This is a genomic window from Flavivirga spongiicola, from assembly GCF_030540825.1.
GTDB lineage: Bacteria > Bacteroidota > Bacteroidia > Flavobacteriales > Flavobacteriaceae > Flavivirga > Flavivirga spongiicola.
This window is the reverse complement of sequence record NZ_JAUOEO010000001.1, coordinates 2744223-2771213: the sequence shown is the minus strand read 5'-3', so window position 1 is coordinate 2771213 and position 26991 is coordinate 2744223. Positions and strand designations below refer to the sequence as shown.

The following is a 26991-nucleotide window of genomic DNA, read 5'->3' as shown; positions in this document are numbered from 1 at the left end:
TAAAAAACGAATTCAATGGATTTAGAAAAATGGACTGATTTAGGATTGACATTTATTAAAGACTATGGCATAAAAGTTCTTGGTGCCATTATTATATGGATCATTGGTTCCTGGCTCATAAAAAAAGCCAATAGAATGATTGCCAAAGTGATGACTAAAGCTAATTATGATGCTAGCTTACAAAAGTTCTTACTTAATTTAATCAGTTGGGTTTTTAAAATACTATTGTTTTTAGCTATTTTATCGCAATTGGGTGTAGAAACAACCTCTTTTGCAGCTATTTTAGCAGCTGCAGGTTTAGCTGTTGGCTTAGCACTACAAGGTTCCTTAGGAAATTTTGCTGGTGGTGTTTTAATTATGATTTTTAAGCCCATCAAAATTGGCGATTTAATTGAAGCACAAGGAGAGTTAGGGGTTGTAAAAGAAATTGAAATTTTTACTACCAAAATTTTAACGCCTACTAATAAAGAAGTTATTATTCCTAATGGTGCATTATCTAACGGAAACATTACCAATTATTCTACTGAAGGGAAGTTACGTGTAGATCTAACGATTGGCGTAAGCTATGATGCCGATATAAAACAAACTAAGGATGTGTTAATGACTGCTTTAGCATCCAACCCACAAGTACTTCAAAATCCTGAACCTACAGTTAATGTCTCTGAGTTGGCAGATAGTTCTGTTAATTTTGCAGTACGTCCATGGTCTACTGTTGAAAATTATTGGGATGTGTATTTTGGAACGCTTGAAAAATGTAAAGAAGCACTTGACGCGGCTGGTATAGAAATTCCATACCCACATCAGGTTGAAATTCATAAAAACGCTTAAACAGACTTAGGTTTAGGTTTTAAAGCCACAAAATCTTTTAAATAATAAGGTTCAAAATAAGCGACATCTTCTAGGTCGCTTATTTTATATTTATTATAAGCCAAATGGCTCATTTCATTTGCTGAAGGTAATTTATCATCAATAAAAACAGCATTTGGGTGCTTGATTAATGTTTTTGCTTTTTCAACACCATTTCCTATAAAGTAAACGTTTCCTTTTTCTAAATAATCTTCAAAGGAATTTTCATCCAAAATTTGCGCTTCAGTAGCTCTTATTTGATTATAATCAGTGTTGAAAACAGCAGAATACACTTCCATTCTTCTTGCATCTAACATGGGGATAATAACCCCATTATTACAAGTAACCTGATGTGCTAAAGCTTCTAAAGTAGAAACAGAAATTAAAGGCTTATCTAAAGCAAAACAAAGCCCTTTAGCTGCCGAAACTCCAATTCGTAAACCCGTATAAGATCCAGGACCTTTGCTCACAGCAATGGCTTCTATATTGCCTGATGCTACTTTAGCTTCTTTTAAAAGGTCATCAATATAAACATGAAGTCTTTCGGCATGCGAATAGTTTTTATCGTAATCTTCTTTTAGAACGACTGTTTCTCCATCTTTTGAAAGTGATACGGAGCAATTAGTTGTTGCTGTTTCTATGTTTAAAATGTATATACTCATTTTGCTTTTTAGGTCAAAAATTACTTGAAACTTCTGAAAAAGTTCACTTGGATGTCATTGTAAAGGAGAAACGATTAGCCTGCACTGAGCGCCAAAGTGTGGCAATCTGTTTGCTTATAAGCCTATAACTTAGTTATAATAAATAAACAGATTCTCACGTCGCACTTGTGTGCTCCTCAGAATGACAGAAAAATTAACCTTTTTAGACCTCTTTTTTTCAATTAATCAGTTAAAGATTTTCCCATGTAAAAGTCTAAAACTTTTGTCTTAAAAACAAAATTATACTTCGCATTTAAAAAAGAGGATTGTGCATTAACCAATCTATTTCTTACTTGTTCTAACTCAAAAGAAGTACTTACTCCTAAATCGTACTTTTCTTGTGCGTTTTTAAATGCTTCTTCTTGAGCTATCACAGATGTTTTTGAAGCTTCATATTGTTTTAAAGATGCTTTAGCATCAGCGTAGGCTTGTTCTATATTCGTCGTTAAAGTTTGCTTTTCTAGATCTAAAGCTAAATTTGATTTTTCTTTGTTAATTTTAGACCTTTTAACGTTTGCGTCATTTCTAAAACCAGAAAAAATAGGAATACTCAAATTGAGTCCAAAGTTATATCCCAAATTATTTTCTAATTGTTTACCGAAACCATTAGACCTAAGCTCTATTAACGTTCCAGTATTCTGGTCAAAAATAGGGATCACATCATCCTGCCCTTGAATGTGCTGGTAAGAAGTTCCTAATCCAGCTCCAAAAGTTAACGTAGGATAATACGAACTTTTAGCAATAGCCACATTAAATTCAGCATTTTTAACATTTAGCTCAGCATTTTTTATTTCCGGTCTGTTGGTTAATGCGTAAGATAAAATTTCATTCGTACTATTATAAATTAAAACCGTATCAGTTAAATCTATAAGAATACTTTCCACATCAAAGCCCTCTTTAGAGACTTGAATTATTTGAGACAGATTCAGCAAAGATAAAATCACACTGTTTTGAGCATTTACCAAACGCTCACCATCAGCTGCTAATTGAGATTGAGATTCTAATAAATCTGCTTTAGCTCTTACTCCTGCATCAACAAAACCTTGCACTTGATTTAAACTTTTTTGGCTAATTTCAACCTGTTCTTCAGCCAATTTTAAAGTCTCTTTATTGAGTAAAATATTAAGATAGGCATTAACAACATTTAGTGAAATATTATCCTTTAAAATATCCAACTGAAGCTGACTACTTTTTAAACCTAATTTAGCCTGCTTATAAAAATTTATATTTTGAAAGCCATTAAAAATGGTTATTCCTGAATTTAGTCCAAAACTATTTCCTCTTGTATCTCTTGATATTCTACTACCATCGTTACCAATAAATGATCCAAAATTAAAATTTTGTGAGGCAGATGCGCTAACGGTTGGCAAAAAGTTAGCCTTAGCAGTAATGATATTCTCTTCGGCTATTGATGCATCTAATTCTGTTTGCTTTACCGTAATATTATTCTCTAATGCATGATTAACACATTCCTGGAGTGTCCATTTTTTCTCTTGTGCAGATAGTGTTAGGCTTATTAATAAAAATGCTGATGCAAAAAAATATTGTTTCATTATAGGTGATTTATACTTAATCATTAATCTTCGTCTTCGTTATCATCATCTTCATTATCTTTTGATGCTTTATTCCATACTTTAACTTGATCACCTTCTTTTACACCTTCGGTAATTTCAACATTAATACCATCAGAAAGTCCTAGTTTAACATTTTCTTTTTTAAACTTATTATCACCATTTAATATTTCGACAAAAGGCTTTTCTGTAATCCTGTTATATTGAAGTAACGCTTCTCTAATAGCTAAAACACTATCCTTACTTTCAATATCTATTTCTGCATTGGCACTATAACCAGCCCTTACATTTGTAGTGGAATCTACCGTAACATTTGCTTTAATTGTAAATTGAACGGCTCCATTTTCTTCTTTCCCTTTTGGAGCTACAAAAGTTAACTTTGCAGGAAACTCTTTATCATTAATGGCCCCTAGTATAACTTTTATCTCTTTGCCTTCTTCTAATTTCCCTACTTCTGCTTCATCAACTTTGCCTTCAAAAATCATAAGACTCATATCTGCAATCGTTGCAATGGTTGTTCCTGCATTAAAATTATTACTTTGTATAACCTGATCGCCTTCTCGAACAGGAATCTCTAAAATAGTTCCTGCTATTTGAGCTATAATATTGGTATTTGCCGAGTTACCTCCTGAAATAGATCCCCTCTTAATAATTTGGTAATCGTTTTGAGCTTGCACCAATGATTCTTTTGCCTGATTGTATGACAGTTCACTGTTTTCAAAATCCTGGATAGAAATAACACCTTTGTCAAATAAGGTCTTATTTCTATTATATAACACTTTGGCATTATCGAAAGATAATCTTGCAGATGCTATCCTACTTTTTGCACTTACTAAACTTTGTTCATTGGGCACGACTCTAATCTTAGCGATTAAATCTCCTTTTTTCACAATGTCTCCTTCTTCTACAAGGATTTTATCTACTATTCCCGAAATTTGTGGTTTTAATTCAATCTCTTCTTCAGGATTCAATTTACCCGTTGCTACCGCCTTTGTATTTATGGAAGTATAAAAAGGCGTTTCTACTTTATAGTCCACAACATCCTTTGAGTTTGCATCTTTAAAGTATTTTAATACCCATACTAATAGTATGATGGCTACTATTATTAAAATGATTTTTACTGTCTTGTTCATTGTTTTTTGATTGTTTATTCTTCTCTTAACGCTTCTATTGGTTTTATACTTGTGGCTTTAAATGCCGGAATTAACCCGATTAAAGTCCCTAAAATCACTAATATTAATAATGCTATAAATACAACGGCTATAGATACTGATGCATTCACTATGGCAGCATCATCTCCTTGGCCAAAAGCTGTATCCAGGCCTATTAAAATCCATCCTCCTGTTATGATTCCAAAGATCCCGGCAACTAATGTCAAGAAAACAGCTTCAACAACTATTTGCCTTTTGATTTCAAAAGGGGTAGCACCTAAAGCACGACGCACGCCTATTTCTTTGGTACGCTCTTTCACGGTAATAAGTAAAATATTACCTATAGCAAAAACACCTGCTATTAATGTAGCAATACCAACAAACCAGGTTAAAAATTGCATCCCAACTAAAAACCCTGTTACCTTAGCAAACTCTTTACCCAAATTAAAACTACCTAAAGCGCGATTATCTTTTGGATGAATTCTATTTAAATTTTTAAGCAACAATTTAGTATCGGCTTCTATCTGCTTAATGTCATATTCTGGTTTTCCAGTTATCATCATCCAACCTATCTCATCACCTCTATTGTATATTTGTTGAAACGTTGTAAATGGAATATGCATATCTGTCGATGGTCCCATATTTACATCGCCATTTTTAAATATGCCAATAACTTTAAAATTCATCTCATTAATCTGTACATACTCTCCAATAGCATCTTCATCTTTTTCAAATAATTGCTTATAGGTTTCTTCCGACAACAGCACTACTTTTTTATTAAAGTCAATATCATTTTGATTAATAAACCTTCCATGAATTAATTTCTTTTTTTGTACTTGGTCTAACAAAGGGTAATCACCTGCCATTTGAAAACTCCCCGAAAGAAATTTTCTAATTACTGTTGCCTGGTTCTGGCTTCTTGGAACAACAAACTCTATCCCTTCAATATTTTCTTCTATCTTTTTTGCGTCTGTTAATGATAGCCTAACCTGTCTGCCTTCTTGGAATCCTTTAAACGGCTTACTGGTGCTTTCTCCCCAAACAAAAACACTATTGGTTGCAAAATCACCAAACAAACGATTAAATGAATTTTCTAATCCTCTGGCTGAACCTAATAACCCAATTAATAATAAAATCCCCCACCAAACACCTACCATCGTTAAAATAGACCTTAGTTTGTTTTTACTAAAGCTGTCATAAACTTCTTGCCAGGTATCTCTATCGAATAAAAACTTAAACATATTAATCGTTTCTTAGTGCTACAATAGGTTTTATTTTTGACGCTTTTTTTGCTGGTAAATATCCTGCTATAGCTCCTGCAAGTATTAAAGTGATCGTAGCCCCAATGACCAAACTATTGCTAACACCAGGATCTTTTATAAAATATTCTTTTAGGCTAGGACCAACCAACTCCAACACACCGACTCCAATTAATAGCCCAACATATCCTGCAATGGCTGTAATTAATATAGATTCAATTAAAATTATTGATACAATAGATCTGGGAGACGCTCCCAGTGCCTTACGAATCCCTATTTCTTTGGTACGCTCTTTTACAATAAAAATCATGATATTACTAATGCCTACAATTCCGGCCATAAGTGTTCCAAAACCAATAACCAAAATAATAACACTTAGCCCAAAAGTCATTTGCCCAACAGCTTTAGTCCCTTCTGCCATATTACGAACTCTTATAGCACGTTGATCGCTCCTAGCCACAGAAAAACGATCCTTCATTTTTCTAGTAATCAAGTTTCCAAAAGACAAGGCTTCATCATAATTCATTTCTGGGTTATAGGTTAAGTTTATTTGGTCTATATAATCATTATTACCATAAATATGTTGCGCTGTAGAAATTGGCATATAAATTAAACGTTCCTCATTGTCACCGCCATCATCTGTAAAAACACCAACAACCTTATATTGAATACCACTAAGGTTTATATATTTACCTAAGGCTGTTGTTTTTACAAACAAATCCTCATCTACCAGCCTCCCTATAACAACAACTTTTGTTCTATTTTGTATGTCATTTTGATTAATATATCTCCCCTCTTTTATTATTGTTTTTTCTAAAAACTGATGATCTGGATGGACTGCTCTTAAATTGTAGTTTCCTTGTTCATTTCGAAATGATGCTTGGGCATTTCTGTAAAGACGGGCAGTAATAAACTCTACTTTATTTCCGAACTCCTCTTTTATATAATCGAAATCTTCATTTTTAAACCTAATCCACCTACCGGCCTGTAATCCTTTATGGGCTTTTGTTGTCTTTCCTGAATTTATAAAAATTGAATTTGTAGCATCATCTACAAACGCTTCTGCAAAAGTGTTTTGCAAACCATTAGCTACTCCAAAAAGGATCGTGAATAATAGTATTGCAAAAGCCACTGTAAAACCAGACAATAAACTTCTGGTTCTATTCTTATTAATGCTTTGAAATATTTCCCGCCAAAGGTCTAAATCAAACATACTGTTCTGCCCTTACTTGTTCTACTTTTTTGTCTTCCATAATAACACCATCACGCAAACGAACAATACGCTTACACATATTAGCGATGTCTTCCTCATGTGTTACCATTAAAATGGTTTTACCTTCATCATTTAATTGCTGAATGAATTCCATAATCTCATAAGACGTTTTAGTATCTAATGCTCCTGTTGGCTCATCTGCTAATAATAATTTAGGGTTTGCTGCCAAAGCACGAGCTATAGCAACACGTTGATTCTGACCTCCTGAAAGTTCTTTTGGTAAATGATTTGCCCAATCTGCTAACCCAACTTTTTCTAAATGAAACAATGCCTTTTCCTGACGATTTTTACGTTTCATTCCCTGATAGTATAGGGGCAGTGCCACATTTTCTAGAGCATTCTTATAATTGATAAGATTGAAAGACTGAAAAATAAACCCCAAAAACTTGTTTCTATAAACAGCTGCTTTCTTTTCGGTAAGATCTTTTATGGGCAATCCATCTAATATATAATCTCCAGAATCTGCTTCATCTAACATACCAATAATATTAAGTAGTGTAGATTTACCTGAACCCGAAGATCCCATAATTGCCACCATTTCGCCTTCTACAACTTCAAGGTCTATACCCTTTAAAACATGTAAACTAGAATCACCTATTGGATAGGATTTATGGAGTTGATTTATTTTTAACATTTCTTGACTGTTAGAGTGTTAGTCATTAAGCTTTACAATAAGACTATTAAGACAAAGAAATGTTACAAAAATTGTTCCGAAAAATTTTTATTGTTTTTTTAACGTATTGTATTTCTTATAAATAAAGTATGCAATACCTCCAACAAGAATGTACGGAATAGCCATTAAGTATACAATACCATCATTAATGCCTTCAGCTGCTGTTTGTCCTTCTTCACTTTCTAAAACAGCGCGACACATAGCGCATTGGGCGTTTGTCTCTAGAAGAAAGAGGAAAGAAAAGAGAAAAAAGAGGGTTTTATTTTTCATTTTATAAATTTAGAGATCCCGCTCATAGCAGGATTAATTCAACCAGCTACTTTAAGTTCGCAGTGCCTGCTTCTTAAAGTAGGGTTTCATTAATAATACGGTGAAATCATGATATAAACTATCACGCCTGTTATGGCTACATATAGCCATAATGGAAATGTTATTCTTGCTATTTTTTTATGTTTCTCAATATTATTTGTGATGGCCCTAACATAAGTAATTAACACAAATGGAATCACGATAATTGACAATAAAATATGTGTTAGTAATATAAAATAGTAGACATATTTAATGGCACCTTCACCTTCAAATTTAGTTGAATCGCTGGTCATATGGTAGGCTACATACATCACTAAGAACGATACAGAAAGCATGATGGCTAGCTTCATTAATTTTTCATGTGTTGCTCTATTTCCTTTTTTAATTTGAAGTACAGCTAATACTAAAACTAATGCTGTCAATCCATTTATCGATGCATAAATAGGAGGTAGAAATGTCAATGGTTCTACATTTGGGATTTTCACTCCAAATAAAATGGCTACGACAATTGGTATTAATACGGATAATACTATTATTAATTTATTATATTTTTTTTCGTCTAAAATTTCTTTTTCTTTACTCATCATATCATAATTATGTGATTCTGAAACATGCTTCGAGTTGTTTTAATTTACTTCAACTTTAGTTTATCTTGAACGTAGCTGAAAGGCTCGTTACAAGCCATTTTAAATAACACTATTATCTAAACAAAAGAAACTGCTATGTCATTCAGAAGGAGGCACGACTGAAGAATCTAAGTAACATGAACAGAAAGATTCTTCGCTGCGCTCTGAATGACATTAATTATTCATTAAGCAACTTTCTAATATCTTCTTTTAATGCACTAATTTCTTCTTTTACACCTTCTTCATCAACTTGTTCAACTTCTGAAACAATGCCTCTGTAATAAATGATTGGGTTACCAAAATTGTCTTTTCTTGATCGTATGTATCCATTTTTATCAATTAAAGCAAAGTTACCAGAGTGCTCGAAACCGCCTGCTGCATCTTCTTCTTCGGCAGAATATAGATTAAACCCTTCGTTTGATAGTTTGTAAATAGTTTCTTTATTTCCGGTCATTAAATGCCAATTAGGATTTGTTACCCCATATTTATTAGCATAGGATTTAAGAATTTCTGGGGTATCATAATCTGGATTTATTGTGAATGATGCTACTCCAAAATCATTAAAATCTTTAAAGGTATTTTGAATTTGAATCAGATTCGCATTCATTCTTGGACAAATGGTTGGACATGTTGTAAAAAAGAATTCTACCACGTAAACCTTACCTTCATAATCTTTATTAGTTATTGTTTTCCCTTCTTGGTTTGTAAAAGAAAAAGCGGGTACTTTTTTAGGGTCGCCGTTTATTTCAATAAAAGCTAAATCTGATGCAGTTGACTTCTTATCATTGGCAAAATCACTTCTGCTCTCGTTTCTAATAATATCTTTATTAGAAATTCTGTCTATAATTTTTGGAATAAAAATAATACCAAAAACCAGAATGATAAATGCGATTCCTATATATGAATAATTCGTTTTTTTCATTTAATTAATATTTGTTTCAGCTTTTAAATCGCTTGCTCTTCTTGTATCAGAATTAAACTCTCCTTTTCTTTTTTGTCTATATTCTGTAAACAAAATGCGCATATCTTCACTCATCTTATTTTTTATTTCTGCTACTTCAATACAATCATAAGAATCTAAACCATAAACGGATTTATTCTTTTCAAGTTCATTATCTGTTCTATCATCAAGTCGCCCCCTTTGGTTTAAATCTTTATCAATAATAAACACATGATCTGTATCTAAATTTTCAGAAAGATTCGTTTTACTTTTTAAAGTAAGGAATGCCTTTTGAATATCTCTAGGTTCTCCAAAAATAAAATGCCAAAATCTTAAATCTTCATACGAACTGATCTCCATCTTAAGTTTTTTAACAGCTTCTTCTGTGCCTGTAGGCATCACTATAACTATTTGAAACCGTTTAAACCCTTTAAACTTATCATAAACTAATTCTTTTAAATTAGATGCTGCTGTTGCTTTATCCAATGGATTATCCCCGAAAAAGCCTAATACAGTAATATGATCTTTTAAAAGGACTTGTTCCTTTGAATCTGAAGAGAATTGTTGTAAATCTAAAACCGATTCGTTAACAATATCCAACGGTGTGTAATTATGGGTAGCAGGATATAAAAACAACAAAAACGTTACAGGAAGAAAAAACAAAATTCCTAAAACCACGTACCGACTTACTTTTTTGTAATCCATCAAATAACAGTATTTATAGCATTCCTCATTTCAAATAACCTCAAGAAAATGAGAAGTGGTATTATAAAAATATACGTTTGCAAAAATAAAAAAAGACGGTTTAAAAACCGTCTTTATATTTCTATTTAACTAAACAAATTTAGTTAAAAATCTCTTTTTATATATCCACCTTTATATACATCGAATACATAACCGCCTTCTTGCAATAAAATAAATATTAAATATAGAATTAAGAAGATCGCAGTCCAAACTACCATACGTCTTAAAGATTTTAATTCGTCACGCATATGCATAAAATCCCAGGTTATATAATATGCTTTTACAATGGTTAAAATAATGAATATCCAGTTAAGGGCTTTCATTCCTAAAACTTGTCCCATTAAGGATTCTGGTTTAATTATACCTAATACAACTTCAATTACAGTTACAATTGTTAAGAAAATTAAAACGCCCCATATTTTTTGGGTATTGGATTTAAACTTAACTAAACCTCTAAATATTGCTAATTTATGTTCGTGTGCCATTTTATATATATTCTTAAATAATTAAACCAGGTAGAAGAATGTAAATACAAATACCCAAACTAAATCTACAAAGTGCCAGTATAACCCAACCTTTTCAACCATTTCGTAATTTTTACGTCTCTCGTAAGTTCCTAAAATCACATTAAAGAAAATAATGATGTTTATAATAACTCCAGAAAATACGTGGAAACCGTGAAAACCTGTTATAAAGAAGAAGAAGTCTGCAAATAGTGGTGAACCATACTCATTAACATGTAAATTGGCTCCTTCTACAACAACTTTTCCGTTTTCTTTTATTTGTCTTAATGATTCCCCTCTAGACAAAACTGTTTTTTCACCTGCTTCATTAATTATCTGTGTTCTAACTAAAACATTATCATGAGTTTCTAAGCCATGTACTACTTCTTCAACGGTATAAGTTGGTAATGTTCCTTCTGAAACAAACCATAAACCACCTTTACGTTCGTGTTGTGTTCTTTCTGCATGTGCATCAACGACAACAAAATCTCTTAATGCTACACGATGACCTTCAGTATCTACAAACTGTAAAATATTACCTCCTTTTGTTTGTACAGCTCCATAATCACCTTTAATAAATGTTCCCCATTCCCAAGCTTGAGAGCCAACAAATATTAAACCTCCAATAATGGTTAAAAACATGTAAAGGGTCACTTTAGCTTTATTTAAATGATGACCAGCATCTACCGCTAATACCATTGTTACAGACGACATAATAAGTACAAACGTCATAAAAGCCACATAATACATGGGGGCATTTACACCATGTAAAAAAGGAAAGTGGGTAAACACTTCATCGGCAATTGGCCATGAATCAATAAATTTAAATCTTGAAAATCCATAGGCTGCTAAAAACCCAGAGAATGTTAAAGCATCCGAAACGATGAAAAACCACATCATCATTTTTCCATAACTTGCATTTAGAGGTTTATTTCCTCCCCCCCAAGTTTTACCTTCTGTTCCAGTATTTACAACTGTAGTACTCATATTTAATGGTTGTTTTTTAAAAGTTGCACAAAAATAGTCAATTTATTTATCTAATAAAACATCCAACACTAAATTATACATACTTCAAAAAAAAGCTACTTTGGATGTTACATGAGACCATTAGAAATCAATAAAAATCATCGAATGAAATATAAAAACAAAAAGAGATAAACCCATAGTATATCTATAAAATGCCAAAAGGTTGCTGCAAGTTCTAAACCAAGCATTTTCGTTATATCGTACTTTTGTTTAAAATGATTATAAATTACTATCAACAAACAAAATAATCCAACAACGACGTGCAAAATATGCACAATGGCTATTAAATAAATGTAAGACATGGTTACATTACTGGTTGGTCCTGTAAAATTATAACCTAAATCTATGATCTGTTGAAAGCCCAAAAATTGATTAAAAATAAAAATAATACCCAAAATAAGTGTCACAACCAACCAAAGCGTCGTTGCACTTCGATTTCCATCTTTTAAAGCTTTTTTAGCCAAAATGAAAGATAGGCTACTAATAATTATGACCACAGTGCTTATTAAAAAAGCATTAGGTAATTCAAAATCCTTCAACCAATCTGGTCTGGAACTGCTTACAATAAAAGCACTCGTCCACCCCATAAAAGACATAATTAACGAAATGATACCAAACCATAGCATCATTTTTTTCGCTCTACTATTTTTTTCTTCTTGTGTTCCCTGAGTTAAATCCATGGTTATCTTATAAATTTATCTATTACATACACTATTTGTACAAGTGTTATATAGGAAACACTGGCCAGCATGAGTTGTTTTGCAGCTTTCTCGGTCATTTCTTTAAATAATCGAATCGCATAGTATAACATGCCTAATCCTAAAACAAAAACTAATATGGCAGCAACAATTGATAATTGCAATTTTCCTGTAAATCCAAATACTGGTATAATAGATACTAGTAATGTCCAAATAGTATACATGATTGTTTGTACCGCTGTTCCCTTATCTTGTTTCCCTGTTGGCAACATAAAGAATCCACCTTTTTTATAATCGTCAAACAAAAACCAACCTATTGCCCAAAAATGAGGGAACTGCCAAAAAAACTGTAAGGCAAATAATGTTCCTGGCTCTATGCCAAAATCATCGGTAGCCGCTACCCACCCTAACATAAATGGGATCGCTCCAGGAATCGCTCCTACAAAAACTGCAAGTGGCGTCTTCGTTTTTAAAGGGGTGTATACGCAGGTATATAAAAATATGGAGATAGCGCCAAACATCGCTGTTTGCTTATTGATGGTATATAAAATAATGATCCCTAATAAAGTAAAAACGGACGCGATGATGAATGCGGTAGTCACAGACATACGCCCCCCCGGAATCGGTCTATTCTTAGTCCGCTTCATTAAAGCATCTAAATCCTTTTCAATAATTTGATTGAAGGCATTCGATGCGCCCACCATAAAATAGCCGCCAAAAGCTAATAGTATGAGTGTTTTTAAATCAACGGTGTCAACACCTAATAAATAACCTGCCAATGATGAAAAAACCACGCTTAATGCTAATCGCATTTTAGTGATTTCTTTAAAATCTGAAATAACAGAAGGTGTTGCTAATGAAGATTTTGAATGACTCAATGTTTTATTTGCTCTATGGCTTTTAATTGCGAGTGCAAATATACTCTATAAAAGCATTTTGAGCAATGGTAAGTGTATTTTTAATATCTTTATAAAACTATCGTATTCATAAATTCAATTTTATGAAATATCCATAACTAAAAGTTCGATAACCCAGGACAATGATTATATGGATGCTACAAACCTGTAATGAGTGTAGACGAAGTATGACAAATAAAAACAATAGATATAAACATATGAAACTATTAAAATTATCAACGATCATATTTTTAATTAGTTTTTCAAACTATGCACAACGCAATTTTGACAATGTCACTATTGAAACTACAAAACTTACCGATCATGTTTATATGTTAATTGGTAGCGGTGGGAATATTGGTGTATCTGTTGGTGAAGATGGCGTTTTTGTAATAGACAATCAATTTGCGCCTTTAACACCTAAAATTTTGGAAGCTATAAAAAAGTTAAGTGACAAACCTGTTAAGATTGTCATGAATACACACCACCATGGTGACCATACTGGCGGTAATGAAAACCTTGGAAAATTAGGCGCAACAATTATGGCGCATGATAATGTTAGAAAACGACTTAAAGCCAAAAGCCCCAAAGAAGCTTTACCAATTATTACATTTAATGACAAATTACATATTCAAATGAATGGCGAACAAGTTGCTATTTTTCACATTGAAAATGCGCATACTGATGGCGACGCTATGCTATATTTTACCGAAAGTAATGTTTTACATACTGGCGATACTTACTTTAATGGGCGTTATCCCTATATAGATTTAAATTCCGGGGGAAGTGTGAATGGTTATATTAATGCTGTAAAAGCAGGCTTAATGCTTATTGATGAGGACACTAAAATTATTCCTGGGCATGGTCATTTATCTACCAAAACCGAATATGAAACGTTTTTAAAGATGCTTGAAACCATAAAATCTAATGTTTTAAAAGATATTGCTAGTAATAAAACCGAAGATGAAGTAGCGTCAAACACTTCTATAACTTCGGCATATGACACTTTAGGTTATGGCAATGCTTTTATTAATAGTGAAAAAATAAGAAGGACTTTTTATAGAAGTTTGAAGGAGCAATAATTTATAAGATTGTTACAATGATATGATATCTCCTAAAGTTTACCTTAAGCATAGTTGAAAGGTGGATATGGCTAAAATATTAAATTTAGCACTACGAATTATTTCAACCAAAGAGAGAAAAAAACTAAGCTTAAAACTCATTATGTTGAGATTCCTGCCTTCGCAGGAATGTGCTAAAAATCAAAATACCAATTAAACAAATCGGTTCTAATTCCAAAATTAAACCAGACAGTATTATTTTTAAAGGTCGCTGTCGTTTCTGCTTCTGGATTAAAATTTCTAAAACTAATATCTGTAAAGATCTTTAAATTGGATGCTGGATTAATAAGATAACCTGCTTGTAAATTACCATTAAAGGTTTTGGTTTTTATGCCTTGTCCTACTTTAACTCCAGTATCAAAAGGCCTGTCATTATAATCTCTATAAACATCACCTCCATAACTAAAATTATCTGTACCGTTATTAAAATCTAACCCGCGTACCCCGTAAATAAGTTTTGCATTGGCAAACCAGCGTTTGTAATGGTAACGTCCAATTAAAATAGCCTCACTAAAATTTGCACCCCATAGATGCGCCATAGATTGGTTATTATGTGCATAGTTTAATACAATTGTATTATGCGAATACGTATAAGGCCTTACTCTGTTATATTCAAATTGTAATAATAAATTATCAATTTTAAAAGCATTAAAATATTTAAGTCCTAATTGGAAGCCAAACTTGTTTTTCCAACTTTTTTCACCACCTTTAACATCACTAAGAGAAAATTCATCTAAAATAAATTGACCATATACATTTATATTATCATTCCATTTATATTTTGCAGATGCACCTAGAAGTGCATTTCCTGCGCCTTGTCCTGTCTCAAACTCAATAGCTCTAAAGAATATAATGGGATTTAGGTAATTTATATCAAAGCCTCTGTCATTAGAGTTTGTCCAAAGCACCGATTCGAATAGTCCAATATTCAATCGTTTAGACACATTCCAACTTAAATAATGGTTTGCAATATACTTGGTTAAAAAGGCTTTATCGGCAATAACTTCTGGTCTTACATCTTTTAACCACATCCAGGTGTTGGTATACTTTATTTTCCAAAATTTAGTGTTTAACTTTAAAAAAGGGTGAGGACTTGTTACATCACTAAGTAATAATGATCGGTATCCATCTCCTATAAAATTTTTACCATGTCCAAATTGAACATTTATAAACTTAGCTGGCGAATACGATAAATAAGCTTCAGCTACAGGGTAGTCATAAGAATCAGTTTTAAATCGTTTAGCAATACCCCGACCAGGAATAATGGCAGGGTCGGGACCAAAAGCTTTTAAGCTTTCCGCATATTGATTTACATATTGGGCAAATCTACCTTGACTTTCAAATACCGAGGTATAGAAATTAAACTTTTTCCCTAAACCTCCTTGAACTAGAATACCTCTCGTATTATTATATGTTGAACTAAAATCAGCATCGGTATCTTTACCTACTTGCAAATCGAATATAGGATCCACTGTAAACCAATAATCCTTCCCTTGTAATTGTACCAAATGTTCATTCCAAAGTTTTTTACCCACCCAGGTATCTGCTTCCTTTTTTAATTTTTCCTTTTCGGCCTTAAAATCGTAATATTTAGAAACCTCCTCATACATAAATGGCTTTGAAGCTGTATGATTATTGGTTCCTATAAGATTCATACTTCTATCAAACCTTGAATAATCGCTATGTGTAAACGGAATATTTAATTGGCTGTTATAAGCTTTATTTTCAAAAGCTTTTAAATTGGCATTAACTTTGTCAAACTCCGTTTTTGATTCCTGTTCTAATTTAGATATTTTATTCTCTTTTGCTAAATCCTTCGTTTTTACGGCTTGATTAATTAATGGAATCTTTATAGGCAGCGAATATTGTTTGTACGTTTTTCTACTATTGTAAGTTGCTGGTTTGATCTTTGGTAATATTGAAAATACACGTTTGGCCTCTTCCTTTAACTCTTTATAAATGGCATCAATATAAATAACTCTAAACTGTCCAACGGTATCTACTTCAAAAAGAACAATAACTTCTCCTTTATATTTCTCGTCATATACTTTTTGAGGTACTTTGAAATTTTTATAAATATGCTCGAATACATTTCTATCAAAGCAGTTTTGCAAAGAATCAATGACGACATCATCACAATTTGAAAAAACTGGAGGTTTTTCAGCCAAAAAGATATCTTGTGAATAACTATTATATTGAACTAAAAGAAGGAGTAGTACAATGAATCTCTTCATGAAAATAGGTTAATAATTAATTTTGTGCAGAAAGATACTATATTTTAATAATACGTTCATTAAAAAAACCGTTATCGGTTAAAATGATAACGGTTTTAAAAATTTAAAATTATAATGTTTTATTAATCATTCAACTTGAAAAACTATAGGTAATGTATAAACAACACTTACATTTTTATCACGTTGCTTACCTGGTGTCATCTTCGGAAGAATATTAATGACACGTTCCGCTTCATCTCCTAATTTTGGATGTGGAGATCTGGTTTGAATATCTGTTACATGTCCTGTTTTATCAATTTTAAACTTTACATAAATTTTTTGTTTCCCTGATAATCCGTGATCAGATGCTATACCACTTCCTTTAAACTTTCTTTGAACAAGTTTTGTGATTTTTTTAGACATACATTGTTTTCTTTCTTCATTCGTTTTTGTCTTTTCACAACCTGGGTAAATAGGTGCAACTTCAATTATAGCAAATGGGACATCTTCCTCTTCTGGTTCTTCTCCAGGATCTATCAAACCCGGATCTATCGGTGTTTCAGTACTCGTATTCTGCTCTGGTGTGTCAATACCTAATACTTCTTTCATAACATGATCATCATCAACAATTATAGGGTCTTTAATTAACAGCTTCTTTTTTTTCTGAGGTTTTGGTTTCTCCTCTGCTTTTGGTTCTACATAAACTTTAAATTTCTCAACTGAAATTGTCATTGGATCGTCTGGAACAACAATCGCATACTCGTCGGGAATAGTACTTTCAAACTTCATCTCTAACAAACCAAAGGCTGCTAGTAAACATACAATTAACCCTATTTGAAAGTAAAGGGTTGAGTTTTTTTGTAAATTTGCATCATGCTTTTGTGATTTTTTCACGATTTGCTCATTTTCCCGAATGAGTTCGTGAGTTTTCTTTTGATTACTCATAATAATTATAGTATAAATGTTAATATTATGATAAAAACACAATAAGCATACCAAAAAAGAAATCCCGTTACAAAATTTGTAACGGGATTTTATATTATTACGATTCCTGTCTTACAGGAAGTTATAACTTAATCTTGTACCTGGAAAATAATTGGTAACGAATATGGAACATTTACTGGTTTTCCACGTTGTTTTCCTGGTTTCATTTTTGGCAATAAGCCAATAACACGAGCTGCTTCTTTTTCCAAGCCCGGGTGTGGTGCTCTAGCACGAATCCCAGTAATATTACCAGTTTTGTCTATTTTAAAAATGACATTAATACGTTGTCTTCCCGATAAACCTAAATCACTAGCCAATTCTGTATTGAATTTTCTATTAACAAATTGCGCTATTTTTTTAGACATGCAATCTCTTTTCTTAGTATTGTTCTTCTCTCTTTCACATCCTGGAAAAACAGGCACATTTTCAATTACTGAAAATGGGACATCGATATCTTCATCTACTTCTTCCACTTCTACTTCTTCTACCTCAACAATTTCAGTTTCCTGATCTACTTCTGTCGATTCTATAACAGTTTCTTCTATTTCAACTTCATCCTCAACAATCTCAATAACTTCCGGTGCAGCTGGAGGTGGCGGTGGTGGTGGAGGTGTTTGTATTTGTTCTGTAATTGGGATTTCCTCTTCCAATTCTTCATCCATATTTACCATTCCAATGTCTGTATCAGACTTGTCATATGATTTGTAATTGATAGCATAGTTTGTTAAAAATAACATTAATGCTAAACCAATAGCGAAGTAAAGTGAACTATTACGTCCAACATTAGCTTTGGGATTTTTCTTAGGTTCCATAATTTATATCGTTTATCAAGATTGCTAAAATAACTATTTATTTATAAAAAAAGCAAGTGTTTATACGTTTTTAACGTGTAAATTGCTTTTAAACCACAATACAACCGATGCTAATAAAGCACCAAAGGTATTTGCTACAGCATCATAAACATCTAGGCTTCTTGAAGCTGTAATGCTTCCCTGTAGTACCTCAATAACCATACCAAATAAAACAGAAAGAATCGCTGCAAAAAACACCGCTTTTTTGCTTTTAAATTTAAAAGTATATAAAAAAGTATAAAACCATAAAAGAGTTAAAACAAAATAGGCCAAAAAGTGGAATATCTTATCTCCAAAAGAAATCCCTATATCTGGAACGTTATTAAGCTTAATTAAACTAACTGTAACTAAAGCTAACGAATATATTATGGTTATTATAGGCGTTAATTTTTTAAGCACCTATTAACGTCTTGTAATCATCAGTAGACATAAGCCCTTCTACTTGGGAAAGGTCTGAACATTTAACTTTTATCATCCAACCATCACCATAAGGATCACTATTTACTTTTTCTGGTTCGTCTTCTAAAGACTCATTAAATTCTATAATTTCTCCAGACAATGGTAAAATCAAATCTGATACTGTTTTAACAGCTTCAACCGTTCCAAAAATTTCTTCCGCATCTAGTGTTTCATCAACTGTCTCTACTTCAACATATACGATGTCTCCTAATTCACTTTGTGCAAAATCTGTTATACCAATAGTTGCAACATCACCTTCGATTTTAACCCATTCGTGATCTTTAGTGTATTTTAATTCTGATGGAATATTCATAGTATTAATTTAAATTCATTTATTCAACAAATGTATTTATTCAAATCTTAAATTCAAATAGATTATCTAATAAAAAACATTCTAACCTCATTCACTTAAATGATAAAGTAAGATATTGATGTTTTTAGTTATAGATTACTTATTTAACGGGTTCTGTTTAGGTAAACAAATAACCTAATAATATTGATTTATTTTAAAGTTATTTTATCATTGCGGAATTTATACCGAGCATAGTCGAAGTATAAAGGCAGAAATCTGCTTTATTGTCATTCAATTTCAATTTAAAAGATTCCTGCCTTACTGAAACAAGTTCAGCACATGTCGCAGGAATGACAATTCTTGGGTTATACCAATTAAATTTCAAAATGACGAGTAAATAATTTGAGTTATTTTTTATTTAGATAATGAATAAAATTCAATCATAGCAGTAGCTACGGTTTCATTTTATGAGGAAATATAAATGAAAAAGAAACGAATTATACACGTTCTTTTGATGTTTAACTGGTATTAATTACCAAAATTATATCTAATGGTAAAGCCAGATCTAATAGTTGTTTGTGGAAATGCCGTAGAGATAGCATATTCCGAAAATGAATAATCAAAATAAAATAGGGCTGTTAAGTTTTTACTAAACGCATAATCTGCAGAGTATTTTAACCCCCAAATAGTTTGTCCGGATGTTACTTGATTATTTTCTAAATCTAAATATCTAATAATAGTCTTATTATCTCTAACAGACACATCTGCCTTCATGTTTAAATCACTTACAACACGTTTTCGTGGTCCTGCTAATTTCGAGCGTATTCGTAAATCTTTAATTCTATAACCTAAGCCTACAACATATTCTTTCCCTTGTACCTCAGTCATTAAATTATTATCAAAACTAAGTGATATTAGCCTGTCTTTTTTAATTTCAGCTAAGATTTTGATAGAGTTTTTCATTTCAAAATCAAGCCTAACTAAAGGACTAAACAATTCTGTTAAGTTAATATTACTAAGCAAACGTTCATTTTTATAATTACCAGATTGATCTTTAGTATTGTTTGACTGGCTATCATAATCTAAAGTTGGATTTATTCCTTCATAATCTAAATTAGATTGAAACTGATTTATTGTATATGTTGAACGGTACCCATGTGTTAATGAAAAACGTTTGAAATGTTTTTTAAACCATTTAAACTTCATAAAACCTGAATACTTTAAATCCCAGTTAGGAATAGGTACATCTCTAAATGCTCCTAATCTCGTACTACTGGCATCTTGACCAGAATAAGCAGCTAAAAACGCTGGCAATAATACGGCTTGGTTACTTTTCCCGTAGCCCTTTGGAAAACCATCAGCATCCAGATCGTTTAAATCTGCACCATTCTTTTCAGCCAATCTTCTGGCTATTATAAGCCTGTTAGCTCTAAAATCATTAAAAGCCTCAGAAGTGGTTTCATCACTTTTACTAAATGCCGTTTTTAATAAAATAGTTGATATATTAAAATTACCAAAGGTGTTAGGTGTTAACGATTCATACTCATAAGTACCAGGGTTTCCGTTAACTCTAAAGTTTTCGGTATAATTTTCGTAATAAGTGCGATTCCCTACGATGTCAATTTTTAAACCTTTTACTGGCTCTAAACTCGCAGAGACATCAAGTTGTTTTGTGTTAGTTGCTGTATACTGTTGATTAAATTCAGGAAAAACAGTTAACCAACCTCTTCTTGCAGCAAGGTCTCTAATATCACTTTGGGTACCAAATGTAAATCCTGCCGTTGGTTTTAAAGTCCCTACAAAACCAGGCGTTTGCAAATATCCAGGTAAAAATGTTCCATTGTTTTCAGAATAATTCAACTGAATTCTCTTTATACTTGTTAAAATGTCGACACCAGCATTTAACAATTTAGTCACAGATTGATTCTTTGCTTTTGGCGGTGCTTTTTTATTTCCTCCTGGTCCTGGCGGTGAACCACCATTTGAAACCGATCTGGATCGCACTCTTTTAATAGGTCTTTTTACCAATCCAATATATTTATAAAACCTATTCATATCTAAAGTTGAATTGATATTATGAACATTTGAATTTGAAATAGTATTTCCTAAATCGTATGTATTAGGATCGTTTGGCAGTGTTACTTCTCCATACAAATCAGAGCCCTTCTGCCATTCAAAAGTACCCGTGTATTGATATGTAGCATCAAGAAAACTAAAGGTTGGGATTTTATTAATTGGCAACTGGTAAGTAATCCCTAAATTTTGATTTTGTCTATTAGGGTCTCCAAAATCTAAGAAACCGTCCCAAACATCTAATGTTGCATCTTGTTCCCCATTAATGATATTATCTTTAAAATAATTACGCACAATATTATTATTCGCAGCTGTAAAATTGAATTGTAATGATTTTGTTAGATTATAATTAATAGTATATTGAAAATCGAATGTGTAGTTTCTTCTAAATAATTCCTCTATACCGATGTTGGCTCCTCCAAGATCAACTTCTCTAAACTTTTGTCTATTGAATTGTCTATTAATATCTGTGTTAATGGTAAAGCTTGTTGGTAATAAGTTTACATTGAAATCCTTTAAAATTTTCCAATATTTCCCAGTAAACAAGGAATCATTTTTCTTGAAAGGTTCTACTTCAATTGGATTAAAATTAAACGCATAATTTGCTCCAACTCTAACTGTTTTGTTAACAGAATTTTCAATCTCAAAATCTCTATGCTCTACTTTATTATATGAATAATTTAAAGTTAAATTCTCCACATCGTAAAAGCGAGGTGTTGCATCTGTTGTCCTTGTCTTTCTAACGCCTATAAAATTAATACTTTGCCTTCTGGTATAGTCTTCAGATTGTTCTTTAATCTGATCTCTTTCTGCTTTTGTATTTGCAGCATCTAATCTGGAATCTAAGGTTAAATCTTTGTAAAACTGATCATATTTAGGCGTGATAAGCTCTTCGCTTTGCCCATAATTAAAAGGCACTTGAATCCCCCATTTTTTGGGTAATAATTGTCCAACATTGATATTCGTTACGACATCATATTGTTGCACATCTTCTAAACTACGTTGACTTGGTCCTTGCTCAAGACCACCAAAACCAGAAGTACTTTTTCTTCCTGTTGCACTTATATTCGCAAAATCTGCAATATTAGTATCTACACTTAATACAGCTGCCCAACCGCCTTCGTTGTCTAAATCGGATAGGCGGAGTTCGTTAAACCAAATTTCTGCGCAAACATCATTTCTTGTGGTTGTATTTTTAACACCTACCATAAGTGTTCTTACATCTCCAAAATTCGGATTTCCTTTTATTCCTATTCTATGCTGACCTACTACATAACCATTAAATGGATCGCCTACAGGAATTAAATCACTACCAACAACATCATAAAATGTAGGATCTTCATTTAGTAATGTCCCATCAGAAATACCAAGTGCTTTAATTCTTCCTAACAACTCAATCGATAAATTAATTTCATTAGCCTCAGGCCAAAGCCCTTCTCTTGTTGTTGAAGTTGAAACTTGTAACGGTATTTCTATTTGGTAATAGTTTTCGGTAAGGTCGTTACCCATTCTAATAAATCCGACTAATTCATTATCGGATAAACTTCCTGTTCCTGACTCATTATCTTCAGCATGCATAAACATTCTTAAACGTTTATACTGACGCATATCAATATTAATATTTTTATATACTGCCTTTGAATCTTCAGACTCGATATCACAAACTTTTACAACTAAAGACTGCTCATTTTGTTGAACTACGGTATTATTATTAAATAACTCCTCAGGCTCAATCCCTGGCGGTCTGTCATAACTCCCTTCATTTTCCAGTGTACCAATAACGCCTACTGAAAATTCAGTTTGAGGATCATCCGGAGTCGGGTCATTTTTATCTAAAGCTTGTGTATAACGTCTCCAATCGCTTCTTACCAAATCGAGTGTACCAAAGCGAAATACGGTATTTTCTGTAAATTCTTTAAGGTATACTCTTGTAAAACGAACTGATCTTAAATCACTAATATTCCCAATAGGAGTGGCATGACTACCTTGAACCGGAACCCTAAACTGGTACCATCTAACATTTCTGGTCTCTCCGTTAGCCAATTGACGAGGTCTATCCTTAAAATCTCTTAAAAATTCTTTTAATGGGTTACTATTAGGAATGTTTTCAAAATCTGCTTCCGAGGTAGGTAAATTTTGTCTCGTTATGTCTAATTCATATTCAAAATAACTATCAATCGTATTCATAGTATTATCACGATTAATATCTTCGACATCCGGTTGCGTATTAGCTGCTCTATCTGTACTAGTAAATGTTTCCGGTGTATTTCCTTCTACACCATTGTACTTTTTATAACGCTCAAAAATATCTCCATCCGTATTTAAAAAATAGGTGTAATTGTCGTTAGAAGGGTCATCCAACCCACTAAATGGTTGGTATATCGAATTTAATAGAGGGTCTCCTGTATCAGTTGGAGCCTCATCACTATCACCATAACCATCATACCCCACATCTTGATTGGTACGCTCTTGACCTGTAGTATCAAATGCATAAATTAATGATTGATTTTGTGGCACTATAGTACCCCATTGTGTTGGTTGTTGTTTTAGAATACTAATGTCTCCATCTTCCGGCAACCCATTTTCGTATAATTTACGTCCATCTTTGATAATATCTTCTGAAATATTTCCAAGATTGAATACTAATTTTCCACCAGGGTTTGTTGGATTGTCTTGAAACGGGTCTTGTAACCAAAACTCAATATATTCTACATTTTGTTGTTCAAAATCTGTAGAGGTTAGTTGACGCGTAATACCTGCCCAACTATCTTGAGAGTTATCTAAAACACCATCTTCTGCAGAAGCTTCAAAATTATAGGGCCCTCTTTCTTCTGGATAATAGGCTAAATCTAGTGTGAAAAGTACTGAATTTTGACCTTGTACTAAATCTCTATCTGGAAATAGCTCATTTATAAATACACGACTGGTATATAAGCTAGACATATCTTCATCTGAGATCCCAGAAGGACGTTGGCTACTGTAAAATATAGGATCTATACTATACCAGTTAAGCAATGCTCTTTGGTAACCATTTTGAATACCATTATTATCTTCGGTTGGGTTACTTGGAACATTTAACCCTAAAGGTCTACTAGATAAAAACCATGATTGCTGAGATTTTAAATCAATAGCATTTTGTGAACCTTCAAAATCATCAACATAAGATGTGGCTTCTCCATTAAGATTAGTGCCTTTTGGTGCGCCTGGCGCTAAATAGGCAAACTCACTTCTAAGTGATAGATTAGACTCTACGTCTGTATCAATATTTGGTAATTTATTGACTAATCGGGTTAAAAATGGCACTTTAGTAGAGTAATTACCATTAAACCCAAAAATAGTATTGTTTATGGGTTCTGTACCATAATTTGCTTTTTGTGTTATAGGTCTTTCATTAAGATTTAAAAGCGTCGCTCCTAATACGAAATTCTCATTAAACTTATGCTCTACATTTATCCCTGTAAAACGCCTTGTTTGCTGGCCAAAAACCGCATTATTTTCGGTAGACACTTGAATAGGTGTATTGGATGCTTTTAAAGCTTCATCTAAAATCTGAACACGGCCTAATTGATAATTCACAGTATAATCAATACCTTCAACTAAAACACGTCCACCAGCTGTAACCTTTACAGAGCCCCTTGGTACATTAAAAGCCCCTATAGGAATACCATCACTTCCTCCACTTGATTTGTAACGCCCTTTTAGTTTGAATTTGTTTTTTTCAACAGCCTCTAAAGCAGCTGTTTTTGTACTTTTATAAAGTACATCGTACACGTACTTATTTTGATTATCATTATATGTAACATTATTATCATAATCACCACCTCCTAATACGTTAAAAAGATATTCTCCAAAAGGTTCGGCACTGGTAAAAACTATTTTTCCATTTTGAGGAATCACCGTTATGCCAGGGTAAAAATCAAAAAAACCGTCACCTCTGGCTTGTGGGTCATTATTAAAATTGAGTTTATCTAAATTAAACACTCTTAATAATGGTACATTTTGTATTAAATTTTCATCTGGTGTCGATCCATTAACCGGGTTTCCATTTACATCGAGAGCAAAATTAGCACCAACTGGTGATATAAAATTTAATGGAGATGCTTCGTTATAAAAGATATTAAGTTTAAAATCTTCCGGGCTTAAATTGAAAGCTCTAGTATCGTAGATATTCTTCATCATTAAATCCCAAACAGGTTGATCTACACTGGTAATGCTACTTTTTAATAGTTTTAAAACTAAATTGGAGTTAACGACTTGCGTTACTTGTCCTGAAGCATTGGTTGTTACATCTGTAGCATCAACACCATCATTCGCAAATTCTCCTACTTGATATACCTTACCACCTAAGGTATACTGAAATGCAACGGCTAAAACCTCATCATTATTTAAACGCTGATTTAATGATATATATCCTAACTCTGAATTTAAAGTATATTCTTGACCATTTATTAATTTTCTAGCGTTTTCTAGTTTTGCATAATCAAATCCTTCTGTAACACCTGGCACTGTTATTCCCGACTGTACTGTGGCGACATCTCTAATAGCATCTGTAATCTGGGATCCGGCACCTCCAATATTAGTTGGATCTAAAGCATTATTAGGATTATTTGGTATGGCACCCGGTCTAAGAATATTAACCGATGATCCTATTTTAGTAGGATCTGACTCTCCTAAATCTTGAAGTGCTATAATATTTCTAACATTCTCAGTTCTATTACTTCTATTCGTTACCCAAACCTCAAGCCTTGTAATTTGTAATCCTCTATTATTTATAAGTGGATAACTCTTTAAAGCTCTATCATACGTATCTCTAAAATATTGCGCTATAAAGAAGTGTCTATTCTCATCGTAATCTCTAATGAATAAGTCAAATTCTTCAACGGTACCACCTCCTTGGGCTATTACTGTATTAGCTTGTGATTTTTGTTCAGAAAACACACCTGTAACCGTCGTTTTCCCAAACTGCAATTGTGCTTTTACACCAAATAAACTTTGTGCCCCTGTAATCAATGAGCTATTTAATGGCATGCTTACATTACCTACTTCAATTTTTTGAATGATATCATCTTCTGTAGGTGTGTATTCTAACTTAATAAGGTTTTGAAAGTCGAAAGTTGATTGCGTATCATAATTCGCCGTTACTTGTAATCGCGTACCAACTTTTCCTAATAAACTTAAACTAATTCGTTGGTCAAAATCAAACGTAAAATTACTCCTGTTTCTAGGTGAAAATGATGGATTGTCTTGCTTAGAAAACAAAACTCCTAAGTCCATTTCTACAGACCCTTGTGGAACGACTTCAATAGTATTTCCTCCAAAAACAGTTTCAAAAAAGTCTGATTTTACATAAAATTCTGGGAGTAGATTTTTTTGCCCGTCTTTGGCATCTTCTTTTTTGCCATCAAAAGCGTCAATTTTTTCTTTATAATAGGATTTTAAATTTTCTTTAGCTACTAAAGCATAATACTCTTTAGGTGTTAAAATAATGGGAAAATTAATATCGAAGTTTCCTATTTTTTCGGTATAGATATATCTATTTATAGTGGCATCGTAAGTGTATTTAGACTCTACACTATTAGGATTTGGTGTTTTTAAGCGTCCTATATTATAACCTGTTTTAACCGAATCTTGTTGAACAGGTTCTTGAGACCATGCTACTACTGAATAAAAGAGAGCAAAAATTAAAAAGGCACTTCGACGGAACTTGTCTTGAGCGTAGTCGAAAGACCTAGTATGGCAATTTTTAATTGATTTATAAAATTTGAGATTCGTTTTATTCAAA

The 26991-nt window shown here is 32.6% G+C and carries 22 protein-coding genes; 2 read left to right on the top strand and 20 right to left on the bottom strand.

Features of this window, described 5'->3' with window-relative positions; genetic code table 11:
* Positions 1-15: 15 nt before the first annotated feature.
* Entirely contained in the window at positions 16-828 is an 813-nt protein-coding gene (locus tag Q4Q47_RS11115; protein WP_303306728.1) for a mechanosensitive ion channel family protein, read from the top strand.
* Here the strand turns inward: Q4Q47_RS11115 and tsaB are convergent.
* From tsaB to cyoE, 14 genes are all read right to left on the bottom strand, one after another.
* Positions 825-1508, bottom strand: coding sequence for a tRNA (adenosine(37)-N6)-threonylcarbamoyltransferase complex dimerization subunit type 1 TsaB (tsaB, locus tag Q4Q47_RS11110; protein WP_303306727.1), 684 nt, complete (start codon positions 1506-1508; stop codon positions 825-827). The genes Q4Q47_RS11115 and tsaB overlap by 4 nt on opposite strands.
* A gap of 221 nt (positions 1509-1729) precedes the next feature.
* Complete coding sequence (locus Q4Q47_RS11105; protein ID WP_303306726.1) at positions 1730-3100, bottom strand: TolC family protein; 1371 nt, start codon at positions 3098-3100, stop codon at positions 1730-1732.
* Between the two features lie 23 nt (positions 3101-3123).
* A complete protein-coding gene (locus Q4Q47_RS11100; protein ID WP_303306725.1) occupies positions 3124-4251 on the bottom strand; it encodes an efflux RND transporter periplasmic adaptor subunit in 1128 nt (375 codons plus the stop codon).
* A gap of 14 nt (positions 4252-4265) precedes the next feature.
* Positions 4266-5510 (bottom strand): ABC transporter permease, encoded by a 1245-nt coding sequence (locus Q4Q47_RS11095; RefSeq protein ID WP_303306724.1) that lies wholly within the window; start codon positions 5508-5510, stop codon positions 4266-4268.
* 1 nt (position 5511) lies between these two features.
* Positions 5512-6741: an ABC transporter permease gene (locus tag Q4Q47_RS11090; RefSeq protein WP_303306723.1), complete on the bottom strand. Its 1230-nt coding sequence runs from the start codon at positions 6739-6741 to the stop codon at positions 5512-5514.
* Complete coding sequence (locus Q4Q47_RS11085) at positions 6734-7435, bottom strand: ABC transporter ATP-binding protein (protein ID WP_303306722.1); 702 nt, start codon at positions 7433-7435, stop codon at positions 6734-6736. Before Q4Q47_RS11085 ends, Q4Q47_RS11090 begins: the two co-directional genes overlap by 8 nt.
* A gap of 87 nt (positions 7436-7522) precedes the next feature.
* The gene (locus tag Q4Q47_RS11080; RefSeq protein ID WP_303306721.1) at positions 7523-7744 is read right to left on the bottom strand and encodes a hypothetical protein; all 222 of its coding nucleotides are present in this window, start codon (positions 7742-7744) and stop codon (positions 7523-7525) included.
* A gap of 89 nt (positions 7745-7833) precedes the next feature.
* Positions 7834-8370, bottom strand: coding sequence for a DUF420 domain-containing protein (locus tag Q4Q47_RS11075; protein ID WP_331497713.1), 537 nt, complete (start codon positions 8368-8370; stop codon positions 7834-7836).
* A 217-nt stretch (positions 8371-8587) separates the two neighbouring features.
* Positions 8588-9331: an SCO family protein gene (locus Q4Q47_RS11070; RefSeq protein ID WP_303306720.1), complete on the bottom strand. Its 744-nt coding sequence runs from the start codon at positions 9329-9331 to the stop codon at positions 8588-8590.
* Positions 9332-10054: a hypothetical protein gene (locus Q4Q47_RS11065; RefSeq protein ID WP_303306719.1), complete on the bottom strand. Its 723-nt coding sequence runs from the start codon at positions 10052-10054 to the stop codon at positions 9332-9334. It lies immediately after the preceding gene.
* A 143-nt stretch (positions 10055-10197) separates the two neighbouring features.
* Entirely contained in the window at positions 10198-10578 is a 381-nt protein-coding gene (locus Q4Q47_RS11060) for a cytochrome C oxidase subunit IV family protein (protein WP_303306718.1), read from the bottom strand.
* Positions 10579-10599: 21 nt separating this feature from the next.
* Complete coding sequence (locus tag Q4Q47_RS11055) at positions 10600-11583, bottom strand: cytochrome c oxidase subunit 3 (RefSeq protein WP_303306717.1); 984 nt, start codon at positions 11581-11583, stop codon at positions 10600-10602.
* Positions 11584-11720: 137 nt separating this feature from the next.
* A complete protein-coding gene (locus Q4Q47_RS11050; RefSeq protein WP_303306716.1) occupies positions 11721-12302 on the bottom strand; it encodes a cytochrome c oxidase subunit 3 in 582 nt (193 codons plus the stop codon).
* Positions 12303-12304: 2 nt separating this feature from the next.
* Positions 12305-13198 carry a heme o synthase gene (gene cyoE / locus Q4Q47_RS11045; RefSeq protein ID WP_303306715.1) on the bottom strand — a complete coding sequence of 298 codons (894 nt, stop codon included), beginning with the start codon at positions 13196-13198 and terminating at the stop codon, positions 12305-12307.
* Positions 13199-13434: 236 nt separating this feature from the next.
* On the opposite strand from cyoE, the gene Q4Q47_RS11040 reads away from it, so the two are divergent.
* Positions 13435-14298: an MBL fold metallo-hydrolase gene (locus tag Q4Q47_RS11040; protein ID WP_303306714.1), complete on the top strand. Its 864-nt coding sequence runs from the start codon at positions 13435-13437 to the stop codon at positions 14296-14298.
* A gap of 173 nt (positions 14299-14471) precedes the next feature.
* On the opposite strand, the gene Q4Q47_RS11035 is transcribed toward Q4Q47_RS11040, so the two are convergent.
* The 6 genes from Q4Q47_RS11035 to sov form a co-directional block, all read right to left on the bottom strand.
* Entirely contained in the window at positions 14472-16571 is a 2100-nt protein-coding gene (locus tag Q4Q47_RS11035; RefSeq protein ID WP_303306713.1) for a gliding motility protein RemB, read from the bottom strand.
* Positions 16572-16697: 126 nt separating this feature from the next.
* A complete protein-coding gene (locus Q4Q47_RS11030) occupies positions 16698-17495 on the bottom strand; it encodes an energy transducer TonB (protein WP_303306712.1) in 798 nt (265 codons plus the stop codon).
* 128 nt (positions 17496-17623) lie between these two features.
* Entirely contained in the window at positions 17624-18346 is a 723-nt protein-coding gene (locus tag Q4Q47_RS11025) for an energy transducer TonB (RefSeq protein ID WP_303306711.1), read from the bottom strand.
* A gap of 60 nt (positions 18347-18406) precedes the next feature.
* Positions 18407-18784: a VanZ family protein gene (locus Q4Q47_RS11020; RefSeq protein ID WP_303306710.1), complete on the bottom strand. Its 378-nt coding sequence runs from the start codon at positions 18782-18784 to the stop codon at positions 18407-18409.
* On the bottom strand, positions 18777-19157 hold the full coding sequence (gene gcvH / locus Q4Q47_RS11015; RefSeq protein ID WP_303306709.1) for a glycine cleavage system protein GcvH: 381 nt from the start codon (positions 19155-19157) through the stop codon (positions 18777-18779). The genes Q4Q47_RS11020 and gcvH overlap by 8 nt, the downstream gene beginning before the upstream one ends.
* Before the next feature lie 507 nt (positions 19158-19664).
* Positions 19665-26990: a T9SS outer membrane translocon Sov/SprA gene (gene sov, locus Q4Q47_RS11010; protein ID WP_331497712.1), complete on the bottom strand. Its 7326-nt coding sequence runs from the start codon at positions 26988-26990 to the stop codon at positions 19665-19667.
* Between the last annotated feature and the right edge of the window lies 1 nt (position 26991).